At 61.1% G+C, this 19,256-nt stretch carries 16 protein-coding genes; 12 read left to right on the top strand and 4 right to left on the bottom strand.

Annotated elements, in window-relative coordinates:
- The first annotated feature begins 13 nt into the window (after positions 1-13).
- The 4 genes from infB (at position 14) to typA (ending at position 6,998) form a co-directional block, all read left to right on the top strand.
- Positions 14-2,836, top strand: a complete 2,823-nt coding sequence (gene infB, locus QWL29_RS09275; RefSeq protein WP_305822603.1) for a translation initiation factor IF-2 — start codon at positions 14-16, stop codon at positions 2,834-2,836.
- Between the two features lie 134 nt (positions 2,837-2,970).
- Complete coding sequence (gene rbfA / locus QWL29_RS09270) at positions 2,971-3,396, top strand: 30S ribosome-binding factor RbfA (RefSeq protein WP_305822602.1); 426 nt, start codon at positions 2,971-2,973, stop codon at positions 3,394-3,396.
- The gene (truB, locus tag QWL29_RS09265; protein WP_305822601.1) at positions 3,393-4,313 is read left to right on the top strand and encodes a tRNA pseudouridine(55) synthase TruB; all 921 of its coding nucleotides are present in this window, start codon (positions 3,393-3,395) and stop codon (positions 4,311-4,313) included. The genes rbfA and truB overlap by 4 nt, the downstream gene beginning before the upstream one ends.
- Before the next feature lie 849 nt (positions 4,314-5,162).
- Positions 5,163-6,998 (top strand): translational GTPase TypA, encoded by a 1,836-nt coding sequence (typA, locus tag QWL29_RS09260; protein WP_305822600.1) that lies wholly within the window; start codon positions 5,163-5,165, stop codon positions 6,996-6,998.
- A 94-nt stretch (positions 6,999-7,092) separates the two neighbouring features.
- Here typA and QWL29_RS09255 read toward each other — a convergent pair whose 3' ends face one another.
- Positions 7,093-8,181, bottom strand: a complete 1,089-nt coding sequence (locus QWL29_RS09255) for a hypothetical protein (protein WP_305822599.1) — start codon at positions 8,179-8,181, stop codon at positions 7,093-7,095.
- Positions 8,182-8,385: 204 nt separating this feature from the next.
- Between QWL29_RS09255 and QWL29_RS09250 the strand changes: the two genes are divergently transcribed.
- Positions 8,386-10,146 carry an ABC transporter ATP-binding protein gene (locus QWL29_RS09250; RefSeq protein ID WP_305822598.1) on the top strand — a complete coding sequence of 587 codons (1,761 nt, stop codon included), beginning with the start codon at positions 8,386-8,388 and terminating at the stop codon, positions 10,144-10,146.
- 16 nt (positions 10,147-10,162) lie between these two features.
- Here the strand turns inward: QWL29_RS09250 and QWL29_RS09245 are convergent, their stop codons facing one another.
- Both QWL29_RS09245 and QWL29_RS09240 read right to left on the bottom strand, forming a co-directional pair.
- On the bottom strand, positions 10,163-10,723 hold the full coding sequence (locus QWL29_RS09245) for a hypothetical protein (protein ID WP_305822597.1): 561 nt from the start codon (positions 10,721-10,723) through the stop codon (positions 10,163-10,165).
- Positions 10,681-11,367: a hypothetical protein gene (locus QWL29_RS09240; protein ID WP_305822596.1), complete on the bottom strand. Its 687-nt coding sequence runs from the start codon at positions 11,365-11,367 to the stop codon at positions 10,681-10,683. The genes QWL29_RS09245 and QWL29_RS09240 overlap by 43 nt, the downstream gene beginning before the upstream one ends.
- A gap of 162 nt (positions 11,368-11,529) precedes the next feature.
- Between QWL29_RS09240 and rfbD the strand changes: the two genes are divergently transcribed.
- From rfbD to QWL29_RS09215, 5 genes are read left to right on the top strand one after another with little or no spacing between them, the layout of a single operon-like run.
- Positions 11,530-12,576, top strand: a complete 1,047-nt coding sequence (gene rfbD / locus QWL29_RS09235; RefSeq protein ID WP_308635165.1) for a dTDP-4-dehydrorhamnose reductase — start codon at positions 11,530-11,532, stop codon at positions 12,574-12,576.
- Positions 12,573-13,691, top strand: coding sequence for a DegT/DnrJ/EryC1/StrS family aminotransferase (locus QWL29_RS09230; protein WP_305822595.1), 1,119 nt, complete (start codon positions 12,573-12,575; stop codon positions 13,689-13,691). The genes rfbD and QWL29_RS09230 overlap by 4 nt, the downstream gene beginning before the upstream one ends.
- On the top strand, positions 13,688-14,386 hold the full coding sequence (locus tag QWL29_RS09225) for a WbqC family protein (RefSeq protein ID WP_305822594.1): 699 nt from the start codon (positions 13,688-13,690) through the stop codon (positions 14,384-14,386). The genes QWL29_RS09230 and QWL29_RS09225 overlap by 4 nt, the downstream gene beginning before the upstream one ends.
- Positions 14,383-15,357, top strand: a complete 975-nt coding sequence (locus QWL29_RS09220; protein ID WP_305822593.1) for a hypothetical protein — start codon at positions 14,383-14,385, stop codon at positions 15,355-15,357. Before QWL29_RS09225 ends, QWL29_RS09220 begins: the two co-directional genes overlap by 4 nt.
- 36 nt (positions 15,358-15,393) lie before the next feature.
- Complete coding sequence (locus QWL29_RS09215; protein WP_305822592.1) at positions 15,394-15,954, top strand: GNAT family N-acetyltransferase; 561 nt, start codon at positions 15,394-15,396, stop codon at positions 15,952-15,954.
- A gap of 567 nt (positions 15,955-16,521) precedes the next feature.
- Here QWL29_RS09215 and QWL29_RS09210 read toward each other — a convergent pair.
- The gene (locus tag QWL29_RS09210) at positions 16,522-17,088 is read right to left on the bottom strand and encodes a recombinase family protein (protein ID WP_305822591.1); all 567 of its coding nucleotides are present in this window, start codon (positions 17,086-17,088) and stop codon (positions 16,522-16,524) included.
- A 220-nt stretch (positions 17,089-17,308) separates the two neighbouring features.
- Between QWL29_RS09210 and QWL29_RS09205 the strand changes: the two genes are divergently transcribed.
- Both QWL29_RS09205 and QWL29_RS09200 read left to right on the top strand, forming a co-directional pair.
- On the top strand, positions 17,309-18,142 hold the full coding sequence (locus QWL29_RS09205; RefSeq protein ID WP_305822590.1) for a hypothetical protein: 834 nt from the start codon (positions 17,309-17,311) through the stop codon (positions 18,140-18,142).
- A 51-nt stretch (positions 18,143-18,193) separates the two neighbouring features.
- Complete coding sequence (locus tag QWL29_RS09200) at positions 18,194-19,249, top strand: hypothetical protein (RefSeq protein ID WP_305822589.1); 1,056 nt, start codon at positions 18,194-18,196, stop codon at positions 19,247-19,249.
- Positions 19,250-19,256 lie beyond the last annotated feature (7 nt).

Genomic DNA, 19,256 nt, shown 5'->3' with positions numbered 1-19,256 from the left:
AAAAGAGGACTGAATGGCGAGTAACAACGTAGCCCAATTTGCCACCGAACTGAAGATGCCTGCAGACTTGCTGCTGACGCAGCTGCGTTCTGCCGGCGTCGAGAAAAGTTCGACGTCAGATCCCTTGTCGAAAGATGATAAGGACAAGCTGCTGAACCACCTGCGCCGTGCACACGGCGCAAGCGAATCGACCGAGAAGAAAAAAATCACGGTCACCCGCAAGGAAACCAGCGAGATCAAGCAGGCCGATTCGTCGGGCAAGTCGCGCACCATCCAGGTCGAAGTGCGCAAGAAGCGTACCTTCGTCCAGCGTGACGACCCGGCGCCGGCTGCTGCCGCTGCGCCTGCCGCACCGGTGATCGACGAAGCCGAAATCGCACGCCGCGAGGAAGAGTCGCGCCGTCATGCCGAGCTCGTCGCCCGCCAGGAAGCGGACCTGCGTGAAAAGCAGGAACGCCTGGCCAAGCTCGAATCCGAGCGTGCCGAGCAAGCCAAGGCCGACGAAGAACAGGCCAAGCGCGACGCTGCCGAGCAGACCAAGCGCGAAGCCGCCGCTGCCGCTGCCGCCAGTTCGGCTGCCAGCGAGCAGGCCAAGCAGGCCGCTGCCGAGGACGCCAAGGCGAAAGCTGCCGAAGCGGCCAAGGTCGCCGCCGAGCGCGCTGCCGCCACCGAGCGTGCCCGCAAGGCCGTGGCCGACGAAGTCGCCCAGATCAAGCTGATGATGGCCCAGCCACGCCGCGTGATCAAGGCGCCGGAACCGGTTCCTGCACCAGTGGTGGCCAAGCCGGCCGCACCTGCCGGTACGCTGCACAAGCCTGCCGACAAGAAGCCGGCCGACGGCGCCGCCGCCAAGCCGGGCGACAAGAAGCCGGGCGACAAGAAGTCGATCAAGTCGGCGAACGTGTCGTCGACCTGGTCGGACGACAAGAAGCGCGGCGCCCCTGGCGGCGGAGCGAAAACCCGTGGCAACACCGGTTCGCCGAGCGGCCGCGATGGCTGGCGTTCGGGTGGCCGCAGTGGTGGCCGCCGTTCGCACAGCGACGACCGCGAAACCAACTTCCAGGCGCCGACCGAGGCGATCGTCAAGGACGTCCACGTTCCTGAAACGGTCACCGTGGCCGAACTCGCTCACAAGATGTCGGTGAAAGCCTCGGAAGTCATCAAGCAACTGATGAAGCTGGGCCAGATGTGCACCATCAACCAGGTGCTGGACCAGGAAACCGCGATGATCGTGGTGGAAGAGATGGGCCACAAGGCCTTCGCTGCCGCCGAGGACGATCCGGAAGCAATCCTGGCCGACCAGGGCGAACACGCCGAGTTCGAGTCGACCTCGCGTGCACCGGTCGTGACCGTCATGGGCCACGTCGACCACGGCAAGACCTCGCTGCTGGATTACATCCGCCGCGCCAAGGTCGCTGCGGGCGAAGCCGGCGGCATTACCCAGCACATCGGTGCATACCACGTGGATACCCCACGCGGCATGATCACCTTCCTGGATACCCCGGGTCACGAAGCCTTTACGGCAATGCGTGCCCGTGGCGCCAAGGCAACCGACATCGTCATCCTGGTGGTGGCGGCGGACGACGGCGTGATGCCGCAAACGAAGGAAGCAATTGCTCACGCAAAAGCTGCCGGTGTGCCGCTGGTCGTGGCGATCAACAAGATCGACAAGCCGGGTGCGAATACCGACCGCGTGACCCAGGAACTGGTCGCCGAAGGCGTGGTGCCGGAAGAATACGGTGGCGATTCGCCATTCGTCCCGGTGTCGGCCAAGATCGGTACCGGTATCGACGACCTGCTCGAGCAAGTGCTGCTGCAGGCCGAAGTGCTGGAACTGAAGGCCCCGGTCGCCTCGCCGGCCCGTGGCCTGGTGGTCGAATCCCGCCTCGACAAGGGCCGTGGCCCGGTCGCGACGATCCTGGTGCAATCGGGTACCCTGCGCCGCGGCGACGTGGTGCTGGCCGGTTCGGCTTACGGCCGTGTCCGCGCCATGCTCGACGAAAACGGCAAGGCGATCACGAGCGCCGGTCCATCGATCCCGGTCGAGATCCAGGGCCTGACCGAAGTGCCGGCTGCCGGTGAAGAAGTCATGGTCATGGCCGACGAGCGCAAGGCGCGTGAAATCGGTCTGTTCCGTCAAGGTAAGTTCCGCGACGTGAAGCTGGCCAAGCAGCAGGCAGCGAAGCTGGAAAACATGTTCGAGCAGATGGGCGAGGGCGAGGTGAAGAACCTGCCGCTGATCATCAAGACCGACGTGCAGGGTTCGCAGGAAGCACTGGTTGGCTCGCTGCAGAAGCTGTCGACTTCGGAAGTGCGCGTGCAGGTCGTCCATGCGGCGGTCGGCGGCATCACCGAATCCGACGTCAACCTGGCAGTCGCCTCGAAGGCAGTCATCATCGGCTTCAACGCCCGTGCCGACGCCCAGGCGCGCAAGGTGGCCGAAGCCAATGGCGTGGACATTCGTTACTACAGCATCATTTACGATGCGATCGACGAAATCCGCACCGCACTGTCGGGCATGCTGGCGCCGGAAAAACGCGAGACCATCACCGGTCAGGTCGAGATTCGCCAGGTCATCCTGGTGTCGAAGGTCGGCGCGATTGCGGGCTGCCTGGTTACCGATGGCGTCGTCAAGCGTTCCTCGTCGGTCCGCCTGCTGCGCAACAACATCGTCATCTGGACCGGCGAGATCGACTCGCTCAAGCGCTTCAAGGACGATGCGAAAGAAGTGCGTGCCGGCCTCGAGTGCGGCCTCTCGCTGAAGAACAACAACGAAATCCAGGTCGGCGACGTTCTGGAAGTGTTCGAAGTGACCGAAGTGGCGCGTACCCTGTAATCCAGACGCGCGACCGAAAAGCGCCATCCGCCGGGCTCACGCCCAGCCGATGGCGTTTTTTTTATCGCGCGCACCGCGTACGCCCCACGCGGCGCAATCGATGTACCATCGTCAAAAAATATAAAGCAATCATCATGGCAAAACACAGCAAAACCATCCCCCAGCGCGGCTTGCGCGTGGCCGACCAGATCCAGAAAGACCTGTCGGAACTGATCGCCTTCGAACTGAAAGACCCGCGCGTCGGCATGATCACCCTGACCGAAGTCCAGCTCACTCCGGACTACGCGCACGCGAAGATCTACTTCACCCTGCTGAAAGACAGCAAGGAAGAAGTCAAGCTGACGCTCGACGGCCTGAACAAGGCGTCCGGCTACCTGCGCAACATGCTCGGCAAGCGCCTGCACATCCACACGCTGCCGGCGCTGCACTTCGTGCACGACACCTCGACCTCGCGCGGCCTGCAGATGTCGGCCCTGATCGACCAGGCGAACGCCGTGCGCGCGGCCGACTTCGATGACGGCAACACGGACGCTGCGCCAGCGGACAGCGAACCGAAGTGAACGCACGTCCCCCGAAAAAGCCGCGCGACCTCGTCGACGGCGTGCTGTTGCTCGACAAGCCGGTCGGGCTGTCCTCGAACGATGCGCTCATCAAGGCCAAGCGCGTGATGAACGCGAAAAAGGCCGGCCACACCGGCACGCTCGATCCGTTTGCCACCGGCCTGCTGCCGCTGTGTTTTGGCGAAGCGACCAAGTTCTCGCAAGACTTGCTGGAAGCGGACAAGACCTACGAGGCAACGGTCCACCTCGGCATCATGACGAATACCGGCGACACCGAGGGCGAAGCCATCGAGACGCTGCCGGTGGATGTGACGCTGGCGCAGATCGAAGCGGCGCTGGCGCGCTTCCGCGGCCCGATCCTGCAGGTGCCGCCGATGTACTCGGCGCTCAAGCGCGACGGCAAGGCGCTGTACGAATATGCGCGCGAGGGCATTGTGCTCGAACGCGAGGCGCGGCCGGTGACCATCCATGGCCTGGAGCTCATCGCGTATGAAGCGCCGATGCTGAAGATCCGCGTTACCTGCAGCAAGGGCACCTACGTGCGCGTGCTGGGCGAGGACATCGGCGCGGCGCTGGGTTGCGGCGCGCATTTGAACGCGCTGCGCCGCATCCAGGTGGGGGCGCTGACGATGGACGGCATGATCACGCTGGAAGCGCTGCAGGCGCATGCCGAGCCGCTGTCCTTGCTGGCGCCGGTGGATGCACTGCTGTCGTCGTTTCCTGCCGTGGCGTTGACGGCGGAGTTGTCCAAACGTTTTTTGAACGGGCAACGTTTGGCGCTCGGCAAGGAAGAGCTTGCCGTACCGGCCGAACTGGGCCGCGTGCGGGTGTACCACGGCGACAAGCTGCTGGGCACGGCGAACCTGCAGGAGTGGTCCATCCTGGCACCGGAACGGCTGATCGCTGCGCAACATTGAAGTGTGCTCGTAGCGTCGGTAGAGTGGACCGGGCCACGAAAGGCGGCTGCGCCGTCCACGCGTTCAATCTGGGCAAGCACGGCCCCTTCGCTATTTCACCTGTGCAGCGAGCAACGTAGGGTGGGCGCTCCTGTGCCCACGCGTTCAAACGGGGCAAGCACGGTCTGAACGCTATCTTTAGCCGCTTGAACGCGTGGACGGCGTACATGTTGCGGCGTCACACCCGCCAAGGTGGAGCCGGCCACCCTACGCAATCGGCAGGCACCCGGTTCTGGCCGCATCTTGGGAAAAGCAGGCCAACACGGCGGCGCGTTNGGGCGCTCCTGTGCCCACGCGTTCAAACGGGGCAAGCACGGTCTGAACGCTATCTTTAGCCGCTTGAACGCGTGGACGGCGTACATGTTGCGGCGTCACACCCGCCAAGGTGGAGCCGGCCACCCTACGCAATCGGCAGGCACCCGGTTCTGGCCGCATCTTGGGAAAAGCAGGCCAACACGGCGGCGCGTTCACGCGTGGGCACGGGGCGCCCACCCTACGAGGATGTGAAAAAATCGCCAAGGCTGCGTTGCCTCGTCTCGCCGTACGCTCGTACTGTCTTCGACTCGGCGCCTTGCCCTGACAATTTTTTCACATCCTCTACGTTGCTTCAGTTCCGGGCCAAAGGCAGGGTGGGGCTTGCCGCTCACTGAGCCCCGCACTCCTCTTGCAAACCCGGCAAGCCGTTGAAAAGGCGGGACTTTTCCTGGAAACGTCACATTCACGTGCTATACTAGTCGGTTTCCGAAATTGGCAGGCTCGGACACATCCGCGAGTTCATCCGCATCATCACGCAAATCACGCTGAAAATACATGTCAAATACCAAACGCGCAATTCGTAATATTGCAATCATCGCCCACGTTGACCACGGCAAGACCACCCTGGTCGACCAGCTGCTCCGTCAGTCCGGCACCTTCCGTGAAAACCAGGCGGTGGATACCCGCGTGATGGACTCGAACGACCTCGAAAAAGAACGCGGCATTACCATTCTGTCGAAGAACTGCGCGGTCGAATACGAAGGCACCCACATCAACATCGTCGACACCCCAGGCCACGCCGACTTCGGCGGTGAAGTCGAGCGCGTGCTGTCGATGGTCGACTCGGTGCTGCTGCTGGTCGATGCGCAGGAAGGCCCGATGCCGCAGACCCGCTTCGTGACCCGCAAGGCGCTGGCCCTGGGCCTGAAGCCGATCGTCGTCGTCAACAAGGTCGACCGTCCGGGCGCGCGCGCCGACTGGGCCATCAACCAGACCTTCGAACTGTTCGACAAGCTGGGCGCCAACGACGAGCAGCTCGACTTCCCGATCGTCTACGCCTCGGGCCTGAACGGCTACGCCGGCCTGACCGAAGACGTCCGCGACGGCGACATGAAGCCGCTGTTCGACGCCATCCTGCAACACGTGCCAGTCCGTGACGACAATCCGGAAGGTCCGCTGCAGATGCAGATCACCTCGCTCGACTACTCGTCGTACGTGGGCAAGATCGGTATCGGCCGCGTGAACCGCGGTACCGTCAAGACCGGCCAGGACGTCGTGGTCATGAACGGCCCAGACGGCACCCCGGTCAAGGGCCGCATCAACCAGGTCCTGAACTTCAAGGGTCTGGAGCGCGTGCTGGTCGACGAAGCCGTCGCCGGCGACATCTGCCTGATCAACGGTATCGAAGAAATCGGTATCGGCTCGACCGTGTGCGCACCGGACACCCCGGAAGCGCTGCCGATGCTGACCGTCGACGAACCGACCCTGACCATGAACTTCATGGTCAACAACTCGCCGCTGGCCGGCCGCGAAGGCAAGTTCGTCACCAGCCGCCAGCTGCGTGACCGCCTCGAGCGCGAACTGAAAGCCAACGTTGCTCTGCGCGTGGCGCCGACCGACGACGATACGATCTTCGAAGTGTCGGGCCGCGGCGAACTGCACCTGACCATCCTGATCGAAAACATGCGCCGCGAAGGCTTCGAGCTGGCCGTCTCGCGTCCACGCGTGGTCTTCAAGATGGTCGACGGCGTGCGTCAAGAGCCGTACGAAAACCTGAGCGTCGACGTCGAAGAAGCAAACCAGGGCGGCGTGATGGAAGAACTGGGCCGCCGCCGTGGCGACCTGCAAAACATGGAATCGGATGGCAAAGGCCGTGTCCGTCTGGAATACCTGATCCCGGCCCGTGGCCTGATCGGCTTCCAGGGCGAATTCATGACCCTGACCCGCGGCACCGGCCTGATGAGCCACGTGTTCCACGAATACGCGCCGGTCGACAACACCCGCGGCGAAATGGCTGGCCGCCGTAACGGCGTGCTGATCTCGCAGGACGACGGCGCCGCTGTTGCCTACGCGATCTGGAAGCTGCAAGACCGCGGCCGTATGTTCGTGTCGCACAACGACCCGGTGTACGAAGGCATGATCATCGGCATCCACTCGCGCGACAACGACCTGGTCGTTAACCCGATCAAGGGCAAGCAGCTGACCAACGTGCGTTCGTCGGGTACCGACGAAGCCGTGCGCCTGGTGCCGCCGATCCAGATGTCGCTCGAGTACGCTGTCGAGTTCATCGAGGACGACGAACTGGTCGAGATCACCCCGAAATCGATCCGCCTGCGCAAGCGTTACCTGAAGGAACACGAGCGCAAGAAGGCATCGCGCGAAGGCGCGTAATCGGAAGCGGACCCAGGTCCGCATCCGTGCCGGCGCATCCCGGCTCAAGAACCCGCTGCTTGCAGCGGGTTTTTTTACGTCCGCAGCTTTTGTGTCAGCGCCCACCCTTGCGCATACGGCGCCGGCGCACACCCGCCACCGCCAGCACGCCCGGCAGCAGCATCAGCGCCATGGCCGGCTCCGGCACCGCGCTCACCAGGTCCAGCCGCACCGAGCTGCACTCGAAGTCGCGGCAGGCGCTGGCGACGATCTGGCCGAGGTCGTTGATGCCCGATGCGCCGCCGATCACCCAGCCCGAGGCCGGATCGATGAGGGTGTTCAGGTCGATCAGCTCGCCGCCAAAGGAGATATAGCCGACAGACGGGCCTTCCCAGGTGGACGCGCTGCCGACAAAGGCGCCGCGCTCGTTGATGTCGGATACATCGAGGTTCAGGCCGCCAAAGGAGCCGACATCGCGCATGGCGCCGTTTTCATAGATGAAGGCATGCTGGCCGCCGCCCTCGGCTTCGCTGTAGCCGGCAATGCGGCCGGCATTGTTGATGACGCGCGCGCCATTGATTTCGCGGTCGGCCAGGGTGCCCAGGTCGGTCAGCTTGCCGTTCTTGTAGAGGAAGGGGTGGAAGGGCGCATGCAGCTCGGGATTGATGTTGGATTCGCCAACGATCTTGCCATGGTCGTTGATGTCCCAGGCGACGCCGACGTCGCCGGTGCCGAGGTTGCCGAGCTGGGTGATGCTGCCGCCGCGGTAGAGGAAACCGGTATAGCCGCCGGCGATGTTGAGCTGGCCGACCACGTCGCCGCGCTCGTTGATGTTCTGGGCATTCACCCCGTCGCCAAGGTCGATCAGGCTGCCGCCGCTGTACAGGAAGCTGCGGAATGCGCCCGAGGCCGTGGAGGCGATGCCGATCACCTGGCCGGCATCGTTGAGCGCGCGCGCAAAGCCGCTGCTGCCGCCGAAGCCCCCCAGTTCGGTGATGGTGCCGCCGGCGTACAGCGCCGCGTAGGTGGCGGCGCCAGGCTCGCTCTGGACGAAGCCGGAGATCTGGCCGAGGTTATTGATGTCCCAGGAATTGAAACCGGTCGGCAGCGCGGTGACGGTGTACAGCGGTGCTGCCTGGCTGTGCAGGGGCGCCAGCAGGGCCGGCAGGAGCGCCAGGGCGTACAGGTATTTGCGTAACAGCATGATTGACCTCATGGTTGACGGTTGAGCTTTATCGCTGAAGGTTGATCGGTGGCAAAGCGGATGAAAACGGCTGCCGAGTCCAAACGATACGGGAGGGCGCCGCCGCCCCGACTGAGCCATATCAAACGCCGGCAGACCTGCCTGCCGCCAGCTTGCGGGCTCATCAGTGCGCGCCGCCTGGAACGGGCCCGTTAAGATGGACCCATGCATATCCTCTGGACTTACCTCAAGCCGCACTGGCGCCTGGGCCTGCTCGCCCTGCTGCTGGCCGGCATAGCCCAGGTGCTGGCCCTGGTCGACCCCATCATCTTCGGCAAGATCATCGACGGGGTCACCGGGCGCCGGCCCGACGACGCCGCGCTGGTCTCGCGCGTGCTGCGCCTGCTCGGCCTGGCGGTGCTGGTGGCGGTGCTGTCGCGCCTGGCCAAGGCGCTGCAGGAATACGTGACCCGGCTGGTCGTGCAAAAGCTCGGCGTGGCCATCTTCAACGACGGCCTGCGCCACTTGCTGAGACTGAAATTCCAGGAATTCGAGGACCTGCGCAGCGGCGAGATGCTGGCCCTGCTGCAAAAGGTGCGCGCCGACAGCGAGCGCTTCATCAATACCTTCATCAACACGGTATTCGGAGCCCTGGTAGGTGTGAGCTTCCTGATCTGGTATGCGGTGACCAGGCACTGGCTGCTGGTGCCGGTGTTCCTGGTCGGGGTGGTGGTGCTGGGCGGGCTTACCGGGCTGTTGAGCCGCGAGATCAAGACCCAGCAGCGCTCGATCGTGCGCGAGACCAACCGCAATTCCGGCTTCATCACCGAGTCGCTGCGAAATATCGAGCTGATCAAGAGCCTGGGCCTGACCTTCCCGGAAATCCGCCGCCTGCGCAGCCAGACCGACGCCATCTTCGCGCTCGAGATGCAGAAGGTGAAGCGGATCCGCCTGCTATCGTTCCTGCAGGGCTCGACCCTGAGTTTGCTGCGGCTGGCGATCCTGTTCGCGCTCTTGTGGCTGATCTTCCGCGACCTGCTCAGTACCGGCGAGCTGATCGCCATGCAGTTCATCTCGGTGGCCATCTTCACGCCGCTGCAGGAGCTGGGCAACATCATTCTGGCGCACCGCGAAGCCGAGGCCTCGCTGCTGAACTTCAAGAACCTGATCGACAAGCCAATCGAGCGGCGCCCGCCCGACCCGGTCGAAATCGGCCCCCTTAGCGAGCTGCGTTTCCAGGACGTGCGCTTCCGCCACAAGGGCGCGCCGGAAGACGCGCTGGGAGGCGTCTCCTTCGACGCCAGGCTCGGCCAGACGATCGCCTTTGTCGGCCCCTCGGGCTCGGGCAAGTCGACTCTGGTGAAGCTGCTGGTCGGCCTGTACACGCCGAACGCCGGCGAAGTGTTCTACAACGGCGTGGCCACCACGGCGCTGCGCTACAACCGGGTGCGGCGCCAGATCGGCTTCGTGACCCAGGAAACCTACCTGTTCGCCGGCACCATCCGCGACAACATCCGCTTCGTGGCGCCCGACGCCAGCGACGAAGAGATCGTGGCGGCGATGCGCGCGGCCTCGTGTGCCTACCTGCTGGAGCGTTCGCCCGAGGGCCTGGACACGATGATCGGCGAGCGCGGCATGAAACTGTCGGGCGGGGAGAAGCAGAGATTGTCGATCGCGCGTGCGCTGGTGCGCCAGCCGGCCTTGCTCATCTTCGACGAGGCGACCTCGGCCCTGGATTCGCTGACCGAGGAGCAGATCACCAACACGGTGCGCGAGATTTCCGCGCGCGCCACCCAGATCACGATCCTGATCGCGCACAGGCTCTCGACGGTCATGCACGCCGATACGATTTTCGTGCTGGAGAAGGGGCAGATCGTCGAGAGCGGCACGCATGGCGCGCTGCTCGAGATCAGGGGATTGTATTACGCGATGTGGCGCCAGCAGATCGGAGAGCGGCCGGCGCCAATCGACGACGGCCTCGAATAGCCATCGTCGTGGCGGATCAGCCCCCGGCCCGGGTCCTGATCATGTCGCTCATTCCCTCGAAGTACTTGGTGAAGTTAAAGAGCGAGAAATTGCGCTTGTATTGTTGCGCGAAATCGCGGCACAGCGCCCGGTGATCCTCGGGCGACTGCATGACGCGCTCCGCCCGGGCACGCAATGCGCCGGGGCTGCCGTCGAAGAACAGGTTGCCGTAATCGCTGCCAAGGAAGGTCTCGTACGACCAGTCCGACCCCATCAGGAAGCCTGCTCCGTTGCCCATGGCGCGGACGGTGCGGTCGTGCAGGGAATCGTGGATGGGCGCCGCATCGAGAATGCCGTAGCGCGACGCATACTGGAAAGAATTGTCCGACATCGCGTCGAACGAGAGAAATTCGTGACGCGGGTTGCGCCTGCCTTCGAAGCGCTCCCAGCCCCGCCCGTACACCTTCAGCGGCACATCGGCGAGCTCATTGACGACGTGCTCGGAGACCGTATTGCGGTGAATCTTGTCGAGCAGCATGTGCAGGTGCACGCGCACTACCAGCTCGTCGTTCTCGAGGTCGTCGCACAGGATTGCCATCGTCTCCGCATCGAGCATGCCGTCGATGATGTCGTGATGTCGTGATGACTGTTGCGATTGCCGTTCTGGAATTCAGCGATGATCGCATCGGCGCCGCCGAGCAGGAAGCGCGCGACCGGGCGATCCGGCGCCGCGCGCCAGGCTGCCAGGGTCGACTCGACATCGTCGACATTCTTGGGGAACACGAAGAAATCGCCGTCGAATTGGCCTTTGACGCCATCGGTGAACGACACAGGTGGCGGAAAGAAGCTTGCAGGGCTCTTGCGCGGCAAGAACCTGTTCGCGAACATGGCGAACGACGCCGTGCTGTAGATATGCTCCACCCATGGCGACATGGCCTTGTGATTGCCCGGCATGTGGCATGGATGGTCGCCGTGATAGCACAGTACCGGCACCTGCAGCCGGTCCCAGAAGGTGGTGGGGTCGGAGTCGGTCGCGCCGATGTCCAGGCCGATACCCTGCCACAGGATGACAAAATCGATTTCCTGGCCGTCGAGTGCAGCCATCGCTTGCCCGAACGAATCGTCGAGGTTGATGACGTGCGTCGGGCGTCCCATGCGTTCGAACGCCTGCTTCATGCATGCGCTGAAATAGGTGAAGGGATCGTTTTCTCCCCCCCGCCAGTTAATGATTACAATGCTCATGGTTGTACGCGATAAAGTGGGGAGAAGGGCACATGCCGCAAGGCATCGGGCGGCGAACTGTCGCTGCCGCTATTCTAGATGAAGGGAGACAGCGGATGCAATCAGGCATCTGTTGGCTCTGCACACGCCAGATAAGATACCCACGAACATGAATATCCAGGCATGAAAATCCTCCTGTTCGGAAAAGACGGCCAGGTCGGCTGGGAGCTGCAACGCGCGCTCGCACCGCTCGGCAGCTTGCGCGCGCTGGGCCGTGCCGACGCCGACTTCGCGCATCCGGAAACGCTGCGCGCGCCGATCGCCGCATTCGGCCCGGACGTGATCGTCAATGCCGCCGCGTATACGGCCGTCGACAAGGCGGAGAGCGACGCCGCCACGGCGCACCGTGTCAATGCGCTGGCCCCGGGCGTGCTGGCCGAGGAGGCTGCAGCACGAGGCGCCTGGCTCGTGCATTACTCGACCGACTATGTATTCGATGGCGCGAAAGAGGGCGCGTATGTCGAGGGCGACGCGACCAAGCCCTTGTCCGTCTATGGCCGCACCAAGTGCGAGGGCGAAGAGCGTATCCGCGCCAGCGGCGCACGCCACCTGATCTTGCGGACCAGCTGGGTCTTCTCTGCACGTGGGAGCAATTTCGCCAAAACCATGCTGCGCCTGGCGCAGGAACGCGACAGCCTCACGGTCGTCGCCGACCAGCATGGCGCGCCGACCGGCGCCGGCCTGATCGCCGACGCCACCGCGCTGGCGCTACATACCCTGCGCGATGCGGGCCCGGCAGCGAGTGCCCTGTCCGGCACCTATCATCTCGCGGCGGCCGGCGCGACGACCTGGCACGGCTACGCGCGGCACCTGCTGGCCCAGGCGCTCGCCTGCGGCGCCGCACTGAAAGCAGGGCCGGAATCGGTACTGCCGATCTCCACCCGTGACTGGCCGGCGCCGGCCGCGCGCCCGCGCAATTCGCGCCTCGACACGCATTTGTTCGAAGCCACGTTCGGCCTGCGGATGCCGGACTGGCGCGAGCATGTCGACCGCCTGGTCGCCGAACTGGTTGCCGAGCTGGCCGCTGAGCTGGCTGCGGCTGCCCGGAATGAAGCGCACGGTGCGCAGCGAATTGACCGTGTTTCTCCTTCCTGCTCTCCTTATAGCTATAAGGCAATACCAGCGATAATCCCGGTTCCCTTGGCACGTGGCGCGGAAAAATCATCATGAACGACAAGACACCCATCTACGTCACCCAGCCGTCTCTCCCTCCCCTGGAAGATTTCGTTCCTTACCTGGAGCAGATCTGGGAAAACAAGATCCTGACGAATGGCGGTCCGTTTCACCAGCAGCTCGAGCGTGCCTTGTGCGAATACCTTGGCGTCGACCATCTTGCCTTGTTCAGCAATGGGACCATTGCGCTGGTCACCGCATTGCAGGCCATGCGGGTGACCGGCGAGGTCATCACGACCCCGTATTCGTTCGTCGCAACGGCGCATTCGCTGCTCTGGAACGGCATCAAACCCGTGTTCGTCGACATCCATCCCGCAACGCTGAATCTCGACCCCGCGAAAATCGAGGCCGCCATTACGCCGCAAACCACGGCGATCATGCCTGTCCATTGCTACGGCAACCCGTGCGATGTCGACGCGATTCAAAAAATTGCGGACAACTACAATCTGAAGGTCATCTACGATGCCGCCCACGCATTCGGTGTGCAACGCCATGATGGAAGCGTGCTCAAGCATGGTGATTTGTCGGTCCTGAGCTTTCACGCCACCAAGGTCTTCAATACCTTCGAGGGCGGCGCCATCGTCTGCCCCGATGCCAAGACGAAGACGCGCATCGATCACCTGAAGAATTTTGGTTTTGTCGATGAATTGACGGTCGTCGCGCCTGGCATCAACGGCAAGATGAGCGAAATTAATGCTGCGTTCGGCATGCTCCAGCTCAAGAGCGTCGACCGGGCCATTGCGCGCCGCGCGGAAATCGACCGCATGTACAGGGAGATGCTGGCGCAGGTTCCCGGCATACGGTGCCTGGCCGACGCCGGGCAAACCGTGTCGAATTACGCGTATTTCCCGATTCTCGTCGAACCCGGCCATGCGCTCGACCGGGACGCCCTGTATGACAAGTTGAAAACGCACGGCATTTATGCCCGGCGCTATTTCTACCCGCTGATCACCGATTTTCCCATGTACCGCGGCATGCCGTCTGCGCAGCCGGGCAACTTGCCGGTGGCGGCCAGCATGGCGCGCCAGGTCCTGTGCCTGCCGATCTATCCGAACCTGCCGGATGAAGGCGTCCGCCGCGTGGTCGATGTCATTGCAGGAAGCGCCTGGTGAGACTCGCCATCATGCAACCCTATCTGTTTCCATACATAGGGTATTTCCAGCTTGCGGCGTCGGTCGACAAGTTCGTCTTTTATGATGACGTGAATTTCATCAAGCATGGCTGGATCAACCGCAACCGGCTCTGTCTGAACGGTGCGGTGCGTTATTTCACCATTCCGCTTTCCGGCGCAAGCCCATTCCTGAAGATCAGGCAGATCGACGTGCAGCCTGGCGCATTGTGGAAGAAAAAAATGCTGGAAAGCGTACGGCATTCGTATTCGAAGGCACCTTACTTCAAGGCCGCAAACGATCTGCTCCAGGCGACGCTCGATTCCGGAGAATCCTCGATTGCCGCCATCGCACGCACCAGCGTGCACACGGTGTGCGCGTATGCAGGACTGGACACGCAATTCATCGAGTCGTCGGCCATCTACGGCAACGATGAATTGTCGGGTGCGCAGCGCGTGCTGGATATCTGCCAGCGAGAACAGGCGAGCGACTATTTCAATCCGCCCGGTGGCCGCGCACTCTACAGCGAAGAAGCGTTTTCCGCCGCCGGGGTCAGGCTGCATTTCGTTGACCCCTGCCTGCACCCATACAGGCAATTTGCCGGCGAATTCCAGCCGGGCCTGTCGATACTCGATGCGCTGATGTTCAACGACGCACGCGCCGTACGCGAGCTGGTCCAGGCGGGGAGGGCGGCGTGAGCGAGAACGCCATCGGCGGCTATTTCGAACTCGAGCTGCCGCCGCCCCGTGCGCTTCCCTTTCCACAGGCACATCGCTACCAGTCGGCGCGGTCGGCCTTCCTGGCCCTGCTCAGGGTCGGCAAGCCCAAGCGCGTGTGGATGCCGCGCTATCTCTGCGATTCGATGTACGCCGCCTTGCGCGAGGCCGGCGTCGAGGCCGTGCCATACGCGATCGACGAAGGGTTCGAGGTCGTCACCGCCATCGACCTGCACGCTGCCGACTGGTTGTATTACGTCGATTATTTCGGCGTGTGCGGCGATGTCGTCACGCGCTTGTTGACGCAATTCAATCCCGGGCAGGTCGTGCTGGATCATTGCCAGGCGTTCTACTCGCCGCCACGGCCCTGCCTTGCCGTCATCTACTCGCCACGGAAGTTTTTCGGTGTGCCGGACGGGGGACTGATCGTCACCGGCCTGCCCCTGGAAGCACCCCCTGTCCAGGATCAGCTCTCCGGGCAGCGTGCGGAGGCGCTGCTGGAACGCCTGGCGGCGTCGCCGGAATCCGGTTATCAAACCTACGTGCGCGGCGAAGCGTCGCTGGCGGATATGGAACCGCGTCGGATGTCGCAGCTGACCTCGCGTATCCTCGCGAGCGTCGACTTCGCCGCGGTGCGGGAGCGCAGGAGCCGGAATTTCCGCTACCTGCACGGGCGGCTCGGCCACCTGAACCGGCTTGCGCTCGATCCGGCGCATGTCGACGGGCCGATGTGTTATCCGCTGCTGGTCGATGCGGAAGGACTGCGCGCGTGGCTGATTTCGCAGCGCATTTTCGTTGCCACCTACTGGCCCGATGTCGTGGAACATGCCGCTTCCGGCAGTACCGAAGAGCGCCTCGTGCGGCAGCTGCTGCCGCTGCCGTGCGACCAGCGCTATGCCGAAACCGATATGGCGCGCATTGTTGCGCTCTGCACGCAATTCATCAACCGCTGACGCAATCACTTAGAACGCAAGCATCCAGGAGTACACGTGAATATCTACGGAAAAATCGTCAAGCTGCGCGCGCCGGAATCCGAGGACATGCCAAGGCTGCACCGCTGGAGCAACGATCCCGAGGTGTGGAATATGCTGGGCGGATGGCACTTTCCCTTCTCCAGCCGTTCGACCGAAGAGTGGATCCGGTCGCGCAAGGACGCGAATCTCACCGATCACGTCCTGTGCATCGAAACGCCGGACGAAGGCATCATCGGCACGGCCAATCTCGTCAATATCGACTGGAAGAACAGGACGGCATTCCATGGCATGATGATCGGTGAGCCAAACCTGCGCGGCCGCGGGTATGCCCGCGATACCGTCTTCGCGATCATGCGGTATGCCTTCATGGAGCTCGGCCTGAACCGTCTCGACGGCGACATGATCGCGTATAACCACCGTTCGATCCGGTTCTACCTGGAGAAATGCGGCTGGAAAGAAGAGGGCGTACGCAGGCGCTGGTATTTCCGCGATGGGCAATACCACGACAAGATCATCGTCGGCGTGACCCGCGAGGACTACCTCGAACTCGTCGCACAAACCGGGTATTGGGACTGAACCGGCCGCAGCATCCGATACCATAGCTGTGTACAATACCGGACCCTGACGCCGGCATCTCGGCGTCTCCATTCGTTTTCCCCACATGACTCTCGAAACAATCCCCGCGCAGGTGCCGGGCCGCCGCCTGTCGGTCGCTCCCATGATGGACTGGACGTAAAGTGTAGCATCCATGCGACTTTCAGCAGGTTCGTGTGCAAATGGTGTGCATCTGTTGAGCTTGCACATAGGGCTAAAAAAGCGCGCAGCAGAAAACCTACGAAAAATAAAATCGGCATTATGGTCTAAGCAGGCGATTGAGACGGCGTAACCGAAAAGTATCTGCGACAGGCCGGAGTCGGAAAACCCCAAGTTTCTGCTTCGGTTGTTAATACAGAAAACGGAGTGGCGAACTAGGCCGCACCGCTAGGCAAGATATCTAGGGCAAACGGGCAAATCTCAGGTTTCGACTGCGGTTGTTAATACGGAAAACGGCACGCTGTAGAACGGCCGTAGGGCTGGCGAAATATCTGCAAGTACTTTGCCGCACGGCTCAGCCGTTCGCCCCGTGGCGGGGCTGTAGGAGGCTCAGGCGGCGGCTTTGATAGCGGCGTAGAGAGTGGCCCGGCTGATGCCGAATTCTTTGGCAAGTTCAACCTTGCTTTCGCCAGCTTCGGCACGCTTGCAAAGGTTGGCTACTTGGTCGGCGGTGAGCTTGGCATGGCGTCCCATGTGCTTCCCGGCTTCGCGGGCTTTGGCTTGGCCTTCGGCCCGACGTTCGTTAATCATCGCAAGCTCAAAGGCGGAGACAGCGCCCAGCATGGTCAGAAGCATCTGATTCATAGCGTTGGCCTTGTCGCCCGTGAAGTTCAGCCCTTCTTTCTGGAACGTGATCGCTACGCCCTTGTCGGTCAGTTGCTTGACCAGTGCAAGCAGGTCAGCCGTGTTACGTGCAAGGCGGCTGATTTCGTGGACTACTACGGTATCGCCTTTGCGAACGTGGGCAAGCATCGCCTTCAATGCTGGACGGTCGGTATCGCTCCCGCTGCATTTGTCGGTGAAGACTTGATCCAGCGTCAGGCCGTCAAGCTGGCGAGCGGTGTTCTGGCCTACCGAACTCACGCGAACATATCCTACCGTTTGACCGTTGCTCATTTCCCGCTCCCTGTCTGAATGTGTCCGACAAGTATATAGGACTTTCAAGAATTTGTATAGAAAGTCGATAAGCATACTTGTTGGACTGCAGGCCACGGGGCAAACGATGAGCAAACGAGAACGTCTGAAATGTATGCCTTGTTGGACTCGGAAAGCTGCTCTGCAACAGCGTGCATGAAGTTGATAGAATGACCGTCTTACCAAAAGTCGGCCACTAATTATGACAAACCCCGCACCCGCTTCGCCTCCGCCAACCCCAAGCGAGTACTTCATCGACACTCCGCTGTATGAAGAGATTACATTCGGGAAGGGCGAGGATAAGGAGGCTATGGCAATCTTCAATTGCAAGGGGCCAATTGACGCATACTGCTCAGGCTGCAACAGTCACAGCATATTCACACGTTACCTCGCTGCAAAAGCAGTACACACGGCGGCAGATTGGCTCATGATGGACCGGTTTGATGCTGCATTTACTTGTGGTCGTAATCCGTCCCATCGGATGATTTTCACGACAAAGGTCGATAACGTAAAACGGACAATGCAGAAAATCGGGCAATACCCTTCTCTTGCCGAACTGAGCATGTATGACGTAAGGAAGTACGGTGGCGTGCTTGCAAAAGAGACGTTTCAAGAGCTAAAAAGGGCAATAGGTCTTGCGGCTCACGGTGTCGGCATCGGATCATTCGTTTATCTTCGAAGAATTTTTGAAAATCTGGTCGAGGAAGCCCATCAGGCAGCAAAATCTGAAGCCGCCAAGCTAGACACTGGTGCAGACTGGGATGACGACACGTATCAGACGGCCCGTATGACCGACAAAATTCAAATGCTGCGGAGACACCTGCCTGATTTTCTGGTTGAGAACCGTGTAATGTACGGGATTCTCAGCAAAGGAATTCACGAGCTATCAGAAAAAGAATGCCTTGCTGCATTTCCGGCGGTAAAAGTAGGAATCGAAATTATTCTCGACGCCAAAATTGAGGATATGGAGCGCCGCAAAAAGCTTGAGGGGGCGAGAAAGTCGATACAGGCTTTAGCATCTGCTAATAAAGCATAAAGCGGTAACGGCTGCTTCACCTCCTAACTAATTCTAACGGACGAACGTTGAATGGCTAATGGCAAAACTGTGTTTGTTGTAGGCGCTGGGGCAAGCTTTGAAATGGGGCTTCCAGTAGGTGCAAAGTTGAAAGAGCAAATTAGTAGCATGCTCAAAATTCAGCCGCATGAACCTTGGGATCAGCCTAGAATTAAAAACAATGAAATTTTTGACGCTCTTCGAATTGCTGCCTCTTGGGGACGTTCCGAATTCGAACTGCAAAAAACAGTACGTGCAGCGGGCGATATCGCACATGCCTTGCCACTTACATTGTCGATTGACAATTACCTGAACAATCACAACAGCGACGAAGCAATTGAACTCTGCGGCAAGCTCGCTATCGCTAGGGCAATCTTGGCTGCGGAGGCCGGTAGTACATTACGAAAATCTCTCAGTCAGGGACGGTACGACTTCAGCAAATGCGCGGATTCATGGCTGACCCCTTTTGTACAGTTCCTGAGCGAGGACTGTAATCTGAATAAACTACGTGATCGACTAGGGCGAGTGGCGTTCATCGTCTTTAATTATGACCGATGCATCGAGCAGTTTCTTATGCACGCTGTTATGGCGATATACAAGGTAGCCGAGGAAGTCGCATCAGAAATTGTCTCAAAGGTGGAAATCTATCATCCATACGGCACTGTTGGAACACTAAATTGGGACACTGCGAAACGCAGTGATAACGAGATAGTTGCGTTCGGAGAGGTCCCGACTCCCCAACAACTATTGAAGGTGATTCGCGGCATAAAAACCTTTACCGAAGGAACCGATGATCGAATCAGTGAAATTATGGCGATTCGAAGCTTGATGGAAACGGCGTCGCGAATCGTTTTCCTTGGATTCGCTTACCACAAATTGAATATCCGCCTTCTCCTCGGCGACAATCCAATCATCGCCGAGAAAACCCGGCCTGTCTTCGGAACTGCATACGGAATGTCGCTTAGCGACACACAGTTGGTAGCTGATGGGCTTGGAAGTGTGCTTAATGCCCCTTCGATTGCGGTAAGGAATGACCTAACCTGCTGCAAACTCTTCAGTGAGTACAGTAGAACATTAAACTTTGTTTGAGCTTTAA

Source organism: Massilia brevitalea, from assembly GCF_030711405.1.
Taxonomy (GTDB): domain Bacteria; phylum Pseudomonadota; class Gammaproteobacteria; order Burkholderiales; family Burkholderiaceae_D; genus Telluria; species Telluria brevitalea.
The sequence above is the reverse complement of the archived record's forward strand: the minus strand, read 5'-3'. Positions and strand labels throughout refer to the sequence as shown.